9 protein-coding genes are annotated in these 11750 nt (G+C 62.2%); 8 read left to right on the top strand and 1 reads right to left on the bottom strand.

Translation table 11 applies throughout. The features are described 5' to 3' along the window. Nucleotides 1-17 precede the first annotated feature (17 nt). Complete coding sequence (locus AQZ52_RS00040; protein ID WP_240481386.1) at nucleotides 18-1535, bottom strand: chloride channel protein; 1518 nt, start codon at nucleotides 1533-1535, stop codon at nucleotides 18-20. Nucleotides 1536-1583: 48 nt separating this feature from the next. On the opposite strand from AQZ52_RS00040, the gene AQZ52_RS18945 reads away from it, so the two are divergent. The 8 genes from AQZ52_RS18945 to AQZ52_RS00005 form a co-directional block, all read left to right on the top strand. Continuing rightward, nucleotides 1584-1766 carry a hypothetical protein gene (locus tag AQZ52_RS18945; RefSeq protein ID WP_240481385.1) on the top strand — a complete coding sequence of 61 codons (183 nt, stop codon included), beginning with the start codon at nucleotides 1584-1586 and terminating at the stop codon, nucleotides 1764-1766. Nucleotides 1767-1880: 114 nt separating this feature from the next. Further along, entirely contained in the window at nucleotides 1881-2732 is an 852-nt protein-coding gene (lgt, locus tag AQZ52_RS00035; protein ID WP_067905937.1) for a prolipoprotein diacylglyceryl transferase, read from the top strand. A 527-nt stretch (nucleotides 2733-3259) separates the two neighbouring features. Next, nucleotides 3260-3610 carry an MmyB family transcriptional regulator gene (locus AQZ52_RS19265; protein WP_169793697.1) on the top strand — a complete coding sequence of 117 codons (351 nt, stop codon included), beginning with the start codon at nucleotides 3260-3262 and terminating at the stop codon, nucleotides 3608-3610. 323 nt (nucleotides 3611-3933) lie between these two features. Then, complete coding sequence (locus AQZ52_RS00025; protein ID WP_240481384.1) at nucleotides 3934-7959, top strand: strawberry notch family protein; 4026 nt, start codon at nucleotides 3934-3936, stop codon at nucleotides 7957-7959. Between the two features lie 117 nt (nucleotides 7960-8076). Beyond that, the gene (locus AQZ52_RS00020; RefSeq protein WP_067905935.1) at nucleotides 8077-8334 is read left to right on the top strand and encodes a type II toxin-antitoxin system Phd/YefM family antitoxin; all 258 of its coding nucleotides are present in this window, start codon (nucleotides 8077-8079) and stop codon (nucleotides 8332-8334) included. 4 nt (nucleotides 8335-8338) lie between these two features. Further along, on the top strand, nucleotides 8339-8776 hold the full coding sequence (locus tag AQZ52_RS00015; protein ID WP_067905934.1) for a hypothetical protein: 438 nt from the start codon (nucleotides 8339-8341) through the stop codon (nucleotides 8774-8776). A gap of 209 nt (nucleotides 8777-8985) precedes the next feature. After that, a complete protein-coding gene (locus AQZ52_RS00010) occupies nucleotides 8986-11016 on the top strand; it encodes a ParB/RepB/Spo0J family partition protein (protein ID WP_067909064.1) in 2031 nt (676 codons plus the stop codon). A 134-nt stretch (nucleotides 11017-11150) separates the two neighbouring features. Then, nucleotides 11151-11750, top strand: a 600-nt coding sequence (locus tag AQZ52_RS00005) for an ArdC-like ssDNA-binding domain-containing protein (protein ID WP_082697462.1), incomplete at its 3' end; no start/stop codon positions are given.

Here is an 11750-nt window from a genome sequence, read left to right as displayed (position 1 = left end):
GGGGTGGACGGTACTTTCTAGCCTTCGCCATAAAGTTGGCGGAGCGCGCGGTCCGCTTCATCGGCATAGCGACGCTGCACATACTTCTCGGTCAAGATCCCGAGCACCGCGCCGGAGGGCGATACCACGGCCAGATCGTCCGCTTCGCTTTCCTCAAAGCGTCGCATGATTTCGCCGATGCCGTCTTCGGGACCAAGGAATGCGGATTTAAGGATCGCCAGGTCGGCAACGGGACTCTCATTTGCCAATGTTGGAGCGAAAGCCGCAGCGGTCGGAACCATGCCGGCATAGTGCCCGGCCTCGTCGATCAGGAGCACTCGACTTGTGGAACCGAGCGGAAACTGGCGTCGGAAGTCCTCGACGGGGAGGTTTGCTGCCGCAGATGGCGGTGCAGCGCGCATCATCCTCTGGGCCGTCCAAGACCGCATCCACCCGATATCACGGGCACTGCGGATCACTTCGCCGCGCAAGTGCAAGCGCCATGTCGAGAATGAATAGCCAAAGCGGTCCCGCACAAGGGCGCTCGAACAGAGCGCGGCAGTCAGAACCGTTGCGGTGATCTCGAAATCGTGTGTGGCCTCGAGTACCAGCAATGACATGGTCATGGGGCCGCCGACAACTGCAACGGCAAGGGCAGCCATGCCGACCAGTGCTGCGTCGGTGTAGGTGATCGGTATGACACCAGGGATCATCATCCACAGGGTCGCCAGAATCTGCCCCAGCAGCGCCCCGAGGAACAGCGAAGCAAAGAACAGGCCACCGCGAAAGCCAAAGCCAAGGGATATGACCGAAGCCAAGGCCTTCATCGTAAATATCAGGACGAGCGCGCGCAGCGCCAGTCCCGCATCGATTGTCAGGTGAATGGCGCCATGCCCGGCTGAAAGGGCATGCGGGGTTACCCAGGCAATCGGTATAAGCAGCATCCCGCCAAGTGCTGGCCTCGACCACTCGGGAAGCCCGGAATACCGGACCCAGGCTTCCACGACCGAGACCAAACGCATGATCAAAATGCCGACAATTGCGGCGACCAGCCCGAAACCGGCATAGAGCAGGTAGTCAGCTGTTATGATCGAACGACTGCTGCTTACCGCAATGAGATAGGGTGTCGCCCCCAGCGTGCGGGCGGTAATGACCGCAGAAATCGTCGCGGCTGCAACCGGGGCGATGCTAGCCGGGGTGTACGCGCCAATCACGATCTCGAACGCGTAGAAGGCCCCGGCCAGCGGAGCACCGAAGGCCGCCGCGATGGCTGCGCCGGCGCCAGCCCCTACGAGCACACGCAAGTCAGCGCGGCGTATCCGCAAGGCCTGCCCGAACCACGAGGCGATGCCGCCGCCAGACTGGGCATAGGCGGCCTCCAGCCCCACCGAAGCACCGCAGCCGTTGGACAGCAGCGTCTGTGCTGATATCAGCAAGGTGTCCAGCATCGGAATGCGGCCACCGTGAAGGGCATTGGCTTCAACCACGTCGATCGCGGCCCGCCGCCGATGAATATAAAGCGCGCTAAGCCCCAGCATCAGCCCGCCAAGCGGCAAGGCTAGCAGCCTCACTGGGGCAATTTCGGTGACACTGCTGAGCCGTGCATGGCTGTCGAGCCCATAGATCACGACCTGCAAGGCTCGGGCGAATTTGCCAAGCAGCGAGGCGACCAGACCGGCCGCAACGCCAACGCAGGTCGCCAGCAGGATGAAGCTGACCTCGCTGACCCGAAACATGCGCCGCAAGAGCGGGATCGCATTCGAAAGGCGAAAACCGGATGTAGATGAAATCTGCATCATGGATCGTGGCATCACTGGCTGCGCCGCTGGTTCAGGCTAGGTTGGGAGTTAATTGGCAACAGGGTCTGGCCACCGATCCCGTCCATAACCCAAGGCGTCGTTATGGGTCTCGCGCAAGACGCACAACACGGCATAGCGTTTTCCTCTCTCGGCCTCGATCCGGTCCTGCTGCATCTGGGGCCTTTCGCGCTGCGCTGGTATAGTCTGGCCTACCTTGCCGGCGTCGCGCTTGGCTGGCTCTATCTGGTCCATCTGACCCGGGACGCTGATGCTCCACTGACTCGAAGCGACGCGGACGATCTTATCGCGTGGTCGACGATCGGCATCATAGCAGGTGGGCGCATTGTGTATGTGCTGTTCTACGAGCCTGCGGCTTACGTCGCGCAGCCGCTCCGCATCTTTGCCTTGTGGCTGGGCGGTATGTCATTTCATGGCGGCGTACTTGGCGTTGCCTTTGCAACGTTCCTTTTCTGCCGGCGTCGCAACCTGAACTGGCTTCGCGTTCTCGACTATGTCGCGATGTGCACTCCGTTCGGCCTTATGCTCGGGCGAATTGCCAATTTCATAAACGGCGAGTTGTGGGGGCGTCCCACCACTCTTCCTTGGGGCATCATCTTTCCGAATGCAGGCCCGCTGCCGCGGCACCCAAGCCAGCTCTATGAAGCCGTTTTGGAAGGGCCACTGCTGTTTTTGCTTCTGTTTGCGCTCTATCACTTGGGCAGCGCCAGAAGGCGTCCGGGTGTGCTGACCGGCAGTTTCGTGCTTGGCTACGGCGTCTTGCGGTTCCTCGTCGAATTCATTCGCGAACCCGATCAGCAGCTAATCGCATTCGCGCAGGTGACCGGTCTCCATATGGGCCAATGGCTCTGTGTGCCGATGATCGCAGGCGGTGCCGTGCTCATCGCGCTCGGCTATCGTCGGCCGGAAATCGGTCAGGTCAGATGGGCTCCATGACCCGCGCGGCGCGGCCGTGACCGGCGGCGAGCACATCTGCAGAGTCTGGCCCTGGCTTGCGCCAACCTCCGGGCACTGCATGAATTGTCCTGCCTAATTCGACAGACTTGGCGAAGCAAAATTCACCTTATCCGTCTGATGTTTCGCCGAATAATTGCTCATTCACTGATGTCATGTTTTCTGGCCGCCCGAAATGCATGAACCGAGGAATCACTGTTGCCGACGGAATATTTCTGATTGATCACCTGCGACAGAACGCAGACGTAAGCTGCTTTCGACATTTTCGACATGGATGCACAGACTTTTGTATCGCAGCCGCGCCTACAGGCGCAGCGAACGGCCTGCTTGCGATGCCGGGCGACAAGCCAATTCGCAGTGGGGGCAAACAACACGAAGATAATTGCGCTGCAAAGCAAGGCATTTGCCGACGAACAAGCTCATGCAGCACCTAAATCGGAGCCGCCGATCAACGGCAGCAAAAGCGAGCGCAGCACACGGCGCAGGCTGCGCGGCGGCTATTTGTCTGGTTGTTCGATGGCGAGGATCAGCCAAATCTGCTGCGGTACAACTTCAACAGCGCGCAGGCCCGCTCCCTGCGCCCGGATTGGGAAACGCGCAGCCAGCAGGTTCTGGCCGAATTCCGCCGCGATTATGGCCGCGTGCTGGGCGACCCCTGCGTGGCCGGCGCGGTTGCGTGGGCTGCGCCAGACCAGAGCTGTTTTCCATGCCGCATGGGACAGGCAGAGCAAGTTGGCCCGCGAGGGTGGCCTGCGGTTGTTCCGGCACCCGCAGGATTGCACGCTGCGTTTCCCCAGCACGCGCTGGCCGAAGTCGAGTGCGGCGTTTTTCGACTGGTAGTTCTCGAGCCGGTGAGGTGAACAAAAGACCGCTGACAACGGGCCGATCTTGCCTTGGGAGAGTCAGATCCGAGCGCGTTGCATCACTGACGTCGCCAAAGTGAGAGTGGGAGGAAAGGCTTTCGAGTTCCTTGAACCCGAAAGGATTTTTCATGTATCACGGCCACCTCGGGCCCGCAGCGTATGTGGGCCAGCTTGTCGAAGCCGCCCTCTGTTTAACGCCGCATTTAACTGCGCGCGAAAAGATCTCGCGACGGGTGCTCAACTCCACCATGGAGACGGCAACAGGCTCTACCTCGGCTTCCGGGGCATGGACCCAACGTGACAGTTTCCAGATGCTGGAAATGGCAGTGCTTCGCTGGCTTGCCGAACAGAGCATTCCTCCTGCGATTGAGCAGGCCTTTGCCTTTCTGCACGATCTGGAAGCCCACCTGCCAACTCAAACCGTTCGCAGTGAAGAGCAGGTCGAGCATCAGCACTTCTCGACGCCGCTGGGGCTCGCATGGCTGGCCGCCCACCTTGCCGACATCAAGTGCGACGATGCTGTGCTCGAACCCAGCGCGGGCACCGGAATGCTGGCTATCTGGGCCAGACATGCAGCCAGCCTCCATCTCAACGAGATCGATCCGATCCGTCAGGAGATTTTACGTCAACTGTTCCCCACCGCGCAGGTGAGCGGTTTTGACGCAGCCCGCATCGGTGCCCATCTGACCAAGCGGCCGAGTGTGGTGCTGATGAACCCGCCATTCGCCCGCAACGTTGCTGGCCTCGAAGATCCCACCACGGCCGCACGCCACTTGGCGGCAGCATTGAATGTGCTTAAGCCCGATGGACGCCTCGTCGCAGTTATGCCCGACAGCTTCCAGCCTCATGGTCGCCGCGCAGAGTTTTTCAAGCGTGCGCTTCAAGGCGCGAGTGTGGCCTTCCATGCCCGGCTTGTGCGGGCGTTTTCCAAACAGGGTACCTCGATCCCGGTTCGCCTGCTGGTGGTCGATAAGCACGCAGGCTCGATCAATAGCGCCGTCATCAATCGACCGAACTTTGCAGACCTTATCCCCTTCCTGTCCAAGGTTCCCACGCGCAGGCACACTGCGGCCGAATTGCAGCTTGTGACAGCGCCCCCAGTTCCACGTTCCAAAGCCATGCCACCCCTGCTGGGCGAATTTCGCTTAGCCGCCCCGAAACCTAGCCTTGCAACGCCCCGCGGCAACGCAAACGGGGCCATACCTTTGGATTATACCGTGAGCGACTCCATCGCCGATGCTGCGCAGGCTATCGGCGTCTATGTCGCTTATCGGCCGCAACGCCTGGTCTTTGACGATGCCGCAGACCATCCCTCTCAACTGGTGGAATCAGCGGCCATGGCATCGGTCGCACTTCCGGTACCGAACTATGTCCCCCAGCTTCCCGCCAAGGTGATCCGCGACCGCGTGCTGAGCCGTGCCCAGCTCGAAACGCTGGTCCACGCGCTCGATGCGACCTCATCCGATCTTCCGGGCCGCTATTGCGTCCCAGAACGCGGCCTCGAACTGGTGCCCGATGCCGAGGGTGCTATCTACCGGCGCGGCTTCTTTCTCGGCGATGGAACGGGCGCTGGCAAAGGTCGCCAGCTCGCCTCGATCCTGATGGACCAATGGCTGCGCGGTAGCCGTCGCCATCTCTGGATCAGCGAGAGCAATGCACTGATCGAGGACGCGCGCCGCGATTGGCAGGCGCTGGGCGGCATCACGCTCGACATCCAGCCCCTTTCGAAGATCAAGCCCGAGGCCAAGATCCTGCAGACCGATGGCATCTTGTTCGCCTCGTACGCCACGCTGCGCAGCGGCACCGGCGAGAAGACCCGCCTCCAGCAATTGCTCGAATGGCTGACCCCGGACTTCGACGGCTCGATCCTCTTCGACGAAGCCCATGCCATGGGCGGCGTCGCCGGCGGTGAAGGCCGGTTCGGTGCGACCAAGGGCTCGCAGCAGGGCATCGCCGGTGTTGAATTGCAGAACCGCTTGCCGCGCGCCCGGGTGATCTATGCTTCGGCCACTGGGGCTTCGGACGTGAACAATCTGGCCTATGCCGTGCGTCTCGGACTGTGGGGTGAAGGGACGGCCTTTCCCGATCGAACCTCGTTTATTGCCCGTATTCGTGAGGGCGGAATTGCAGCCATGGAGCTTGTAGCCCGCGAACTGAAGGCGATGGGCGTCTACACGGCCCGCGCGCTTTCCTATGCCGGTGTCGAATACGACATCCTCGAACATGCGCTCACCCCGCGCCAGATCGCCGACTTCGACGCCTATGCCGATGCCTGGGCGATCATCCACCGCAACCTTGAGGCCGCGCTAGGTGCATCGGGCGTCGTTGACCCTTTGGAGGGCAAAACACTCAATGGGCAGGCCCTGTCCGCAGCGCGCTCGCGCTTCGAGAGCTCGAAGCAACGCTTCTTCGGCCAGCTTCTGTTGTCGATGAAACTGCCATCGCTGCTCCCCGCCATCGAAGACGCGCTTGCAACAGATCATAGCGTCGTCATTCAGCTAGTTTCGACTGCCGAAGCCTTGCTCGACCGACGCCTTGCCGATCTCTCGGCCGAGGACCGCGCCGAGATCCAGCTCGATCTTTCGCCTCGCGAGATTGTTGCGGACTATCTCGACAATGCCTTCCCGACACGCGCCATGGAGAGCTACTGGGACGAGGACGGCAATGAACGCTCGCGCCCTATGGTTGACGAGGCTGGCAACCCAGTACATTCGCAGGAGGCCCTCCGGATCAAGGCCGAGACGTTGGAATTGCTGGGCGCGCTGCCGCCGATCGTGCCGGCGCTCGATGCGATCATCGCGCGTTTCGGTACGGACGGCGTTGCCGAAATCACCGGCCGGACGCGCCGCCTGGTGACCTTGCCGGATGGCAGCCAGCGCCTTGAATCGCGCACCGCCAATCAATCTCTGGCCGATGCCAATGCCTTCATGGCTGGCGCCAAACGCATCCTCGTCTTCTCAGATGCCGGCGGCACGGGCCGCTCTTATCACGCCAGTCTGGACGCCAAGAACCAGCAGCGCCGGATGCATTTCCTGCTGGAGCCGGGCTGGCGCGCTGAACGCGCCATCCAGGGGCTTGGACGTACCAACCGCACCCATCAGGCCTCGGCGCCGGTGTTTCGCCCCGTCACCACCGATTGCCGCGGTGAGCGCCGTTTCATCTCGACCATCGCCCGCCGCCTCGATGCGCTTGGCGCGCTCACACGCGGCCAGCGGCAGACGGGTGGGCAGAACCTGTTCGATCCTGCCGACAACCTCGAGAGCGATTACGCCCGCGAGGCGCTGAACCGCTGGTATCACCTGTTGCATCAGGGCAAGCTCACCAGCATCGGATTTGCCGATTTCTGCGAGCGCACCGGCCTGCAGCTTGAGCAGGAGGGCTGCCTCACCGACAATCTCCCGCCGATCCAGCGCTGGCTCAACCGTATCCTCGCGCTGCCCATCGCCCTGCAGAATGCCGTCTTCGATGAATTCCTCGGACTGGTCGAGGCGCGGATCGATGCGGCGCGCAAGGCCGGCACATTCGATGCTGGGGTTGAGACGCTGATGGCCGACAAGCTGACCATCATCGAGGAGCGGATCCTTCGCGAGGATGCCAATGGCGCTTCGACCCAACTTCTCACCCTCGAAGCGCAATGGGCGCCCAAGTTCATGCCGCTGGGCGAGATTATCCAGCGCATCGGTCCCAAAACGCGGCTGCTGCGCAATGGCCGATCGTCGCGCGTGGCATTGCTGATGCCGGACCGCACGCGCCTGATGGACGATGGCACACCGGTTGCCAGCTTCACGCTGCACCGGCCCGGTGGCCGAAGCTGGATTACCGCTGACGAACTCGCTGAGAGCCACTGGGATGATTGCGATCGCGAGGCCTTCGATCAAGTCTGGCAGACCGAGGCTGATGATCTGGCAACTCGGCCTTACACCGAGCGCTTCTACCTCGCGACGGGGCGGCTGCTGCCGATTTGGAATTTGCTCGGCGACGAGGCGCAGGTCCGCCGGCTTGTCACCCAGGACGGCCGGTCTGTACTCGGTCGCATCGTGCCTGCTGAGGCCGTCAACATGCTGCTCGACAAGCTAGGGATCGGTGACCGGATCGCCCTGTCGCCCGAACAAGTGGTCGAGGCCGCGCTTGGCGGCAAGGTTGTCCCCATTGACGCTCTATCCGGCACCAGCCTCAAGCGTTCGCGCGTGAATGGCGAGCAGCGCCTCGAGGTCATCGGTTTCGATCCCCGCGCACTGCCATCGTGGAAGGCCAAAGGCTGTTTCACCGAGATCATTCAGTACCAGACGCGCTTGTTCATGCCGGTCAATCACGCGAATGAGATCGTCGCCAAGCTGGCGGCATAGATGGGTCAAGGCGCTTGGCAGCGGCGTACCAATGTCCGCCAGCCTTGGCCGCCCTGCCTTGGAATCAAAGCTTGAAATTTTCCGGATTTCACGTAAATTACGGAAAGGAGCAATGTCATGACCTATGTCGCAAGTTCAGCCGAGGTTTCCAAGTCTTTCGGGCGTTTCAGCCGGCAAGCCCTTCAGGAGCCTGTGACGATTACGCATCACGGTGCCGCCAGCCTCGTGCTGTTGTCGCATGCGGAGTATGAGCGGCTCAAGCGCCGCGATCGCGAAGTTCTGACGTTTGGCGACTTCACTGATGAAGACCGGGCAGCGATCGCAGCATCGCAAGCGCCCAGCGAGGCTCAGGCGTTCAATAACGAAATGAATTGAATTCATGGCGTTTCCGACGCCGGTTCCCGGCCTTGTCATCCGCTATTCGTTTCTCTGGAGCCACGAGGCCAGGGCCGGCGCCGACGAGGGTAGCAAGGATCGCCCTTGCGCTGTCCTGCTGTCGCTGCGCAGCCAGAGTGGGCGCGATATCGTCACGGTCTTGCCGGTAACTCATACGGCGCCGATCAATCCGGACCTCGCTGTGGAAATCCCCGCCGCGACAAAAGCGCGCCTCGGCCTTGATAGCGAGCGATCATGGATCGTCATCGATGAGGCCAATCGCTTCAGTTGGCCCGGGCCCGATCTTCGTCCAGTTCCCGGCGGGGATTCGGGGGCTGTCGCCTATGGCTTGCTACCAGAATCACTCTACAATCTTGTTCGCGAGAAATGGTTGGCAGCCTATGATCGCGGCCGGGCAGGACAAATCATCCGCAGCGAGTAATTCATTGCCAGTTGCCCACGACGATTGCCCGGAGCAATGGTCATCAAGCTTGGTGCGCTTTGCTCTTCGATCGCGATGGCTTGCCGGCGTGGTGAGTCCGACAAGATCGCACAGGACCAAAGAGGAGAAGGAAGGCTGGGGGCGAGGCCCCCTGGAGGCGAAAAGCGTCTTCGATGATCTGGGCCTCGGAACTGGTCCGGAGACCCTTCATGCAGACCACCACGATTGCGCATGCCAAGCTGCGCCTGTCCGAAAGCAATGTCCGAAAAGCCAATGGCAACGCCGGCCTTGAGGCGCTTGCTGCCAGCATCGCCGAACATGGGCTGTTACAGCCGCTGATTGTCAGCCCGTCCGCAGGCAAAAAGACCCTGTTTGATGTCCACGCAGGCGGGCGGCGCTGGCGCGCCATCGGCCTGCTGATCGAGCGCGGGGTCTTGCCCAAGGATTACGCCATCGACGTGCGCCTGTGCGAGAATGAGGATGCCGTAGCCCGCGAGATCAGCCTGGCTGAAAACCTTATCCGCGAAGCGATGACTCCTGCGGACGAGGCGCGGGCCTATAAGGACATCATCGCAGGCGGCACTGACGCGGAGGCCGTAGCTCGCAGGTTTGGCGTCACCGTACGCCATGTACAGGGCCGCCTGCGCCTCGCTGATCTTGCCGAGCCGATCTTTCTCGCGCTGGCCGAGGGCGAGATCACGCTCGACGTGGCACAAGCCTATGGCTCGACCGGTGACCGCGAACGCCAGCTAGCCGCATGGGAGCGCCTGTCGACGAGTTGGCAGGGCGACAATCCGCAGGCGATCCGCCGCGCGATCGCCGAAGAGGCGTTGTCGGCTGACCATCCTATCGCCCGTTTCGTCGGCGAGGCGGAATATACAGCCTGCGGCGGCCGGATCGAACGCGACCTGTTCGCCGCCGAAGGGGAAGGCCAGTGGCTCGATGGCGATCTTGCCATGGATCTGGCGACCAAGAAGCTGGCGTTTGAAGCGGAAGTTGCCGAACTCGGCAGCAAGCTGGCCTGGGTCAAGCCGACTCTCGCCACCCATGTCACTTACGACGACACCAAGGAGCTTCACGCTTATTGGCCCCGGCGCGCCGAACCCAGTGCTGAAGCGGTGGCCCGGATGGACGAGATTTCGGACCGCATGGCCGAAATTGCCGAAATCATCGACGGTCCGGAGGATGGCGACGACGTCGAGGCGCTTGAGGCCGAATATCAGGCGCTCGATGCCGAGCATGACCGGCTTGCCGATACCGACCTGCTGATCCCTGAAGAGGACAAGCCCACTGTTGGGACTTTCCTCGTGCTGGGCAAGGATGGGCAGCCGCGCCTCCTCGAAACCTACTACAGCACCGCAAAGCCCTCCCGCCGGGGCGCCAGCACTGCCGAGGTTCCCGGCGGCGCTGAAGCTGGTGGTGACGAAGCTGCACCGGCGGCCAGCCTGCCGCGGTCGCTTGAAGAGCAACTGGCGAAGGATCGCCGCGATGTCATGGCGCTGCACATCGCCCATGACCCGGCGCTGGCACTCGATCTGACAATCTTTGCGCTGGCGCGCGATCATGCCGGTCACTTTGGCTACAGCGACACCGGCTGCACCATCCGCATCGCTGACCGTAACGAGCCTTCGGGTCTCAGCGGGGTGCCCACCACCGCGGCGCTGACTGACCTGGAAGGCCTGCGGGCATCGCTGCCCAATGATTGGGCCGGTGAGGAGGATAGCTTCGCTTCCTTCCTCGCCTTCCGCGCGCTGGCCGAGGACGTGAAGGCCGGGTGGATGGCCTACGCCGTGAGCCAGAGCCTTAAGGCTAGCCTTGCCAGCGGAACACATGGCTCGTCCTTCCAGACCCGCCTTGGCGCCCATATCGGCATCGACGTGGCTCAGCACTGGCGACCGGGTGCGGAAAACTTCTTCGACCGTATCAAGAAATCCCAGATCCTTGCCATCCTCGGTCAGTTCGATCCCGAACTCGCCCTGCGCTATGCTTCGGCGAAGAAGACCGAGCTGGCCTCTGCCGCAGCGCGGCTCTGCGCCGGCGACACGATCACCGAACCCGAAATCAAGGCTCGGGCGATGGCCTGGGTGCCTGACGTGATGGGTTTCTTCGATGCGCGGCCGTGCGTCGATGCTGACCTCGATGATCACTTGTCGTCCGGACCGGATGCCGCTCCCGCAGACGACGACCTGGAAGCCGCCAACCAGAATGACGGCGGGGCGCCGCTGTCCGAAGCTGCCTGACATCCCGTCCTGATGCTGCGGGAACCGGTTCTGCCTGGTTCCCGCAGTCATGTCGAACGGCCGCGCCCCTCTCGCAAAAGCTTAAGGGGGAGGACCTCGTGCGAGCAGCGGCTCGGATCAGAGGAGCAATTCCCATGAAACCCCATCCCACAAAGCCACGTCACGACATTTACGCCACCGTCACCGACCAGCTCGTCGCGGCCATCGAGGCCGGAGCGGGCTCCTGGCGGATGCCCTGGCACCATTCCGGCGCGCCGGTCATGCGCCCGACCAGCGTTGCCGGTCGGCGCTATTCCGGCATCAACCGCCTTGTGCTGTGGGCTACTGCCGACGCCTATGGTTATGCCTCCGGCACCTGGGCGACTTACCAGCAATGGCGGAGCAACGGGGCACAGGTTCGCAAGGGCGAGATCGGCACCCACGTCATCCTCTGGAAAAAGGTTGAGCGGGCAGATGCCACTGCCGAAATTAGCTCGGATGGCGAAAGCCGGGCACGGTTCTTTGCGCGCAGTTTCGTCGTCTTCAACCGCGATCAGGTCGATGGCGTGGAGGACAGTGCCGTGCCCGAGGTCACGCCCGTCAGCACCTCCATCGCCGATGCGCTGGCCTTCCTCGAAGGTGTCGGCGTAGCTGTCGAATACGGGCTGCATGATGCCTACTACCGGGCCGATCTCGACAAGGTGTTCATGCCCGAGCGCGCGGCTTTCGACCATGACCTCGATCTGGTGTCCACA

The organism is Novosphingobium fuchskuhlense (assembly GCF_001519075.1).
Classification (GTDB): Bacteria; Pseudomonadota; Alphaproteobacteria; order Sphingomonadales; family Sphingomonadaceae; genus Novosphingobium; species Novosphingobium fuchskuhlense.
Note: the sequence above shows the minus strand (reverse complement) of the source record. Positions and strands in the feature narration are given on the sequence as shown.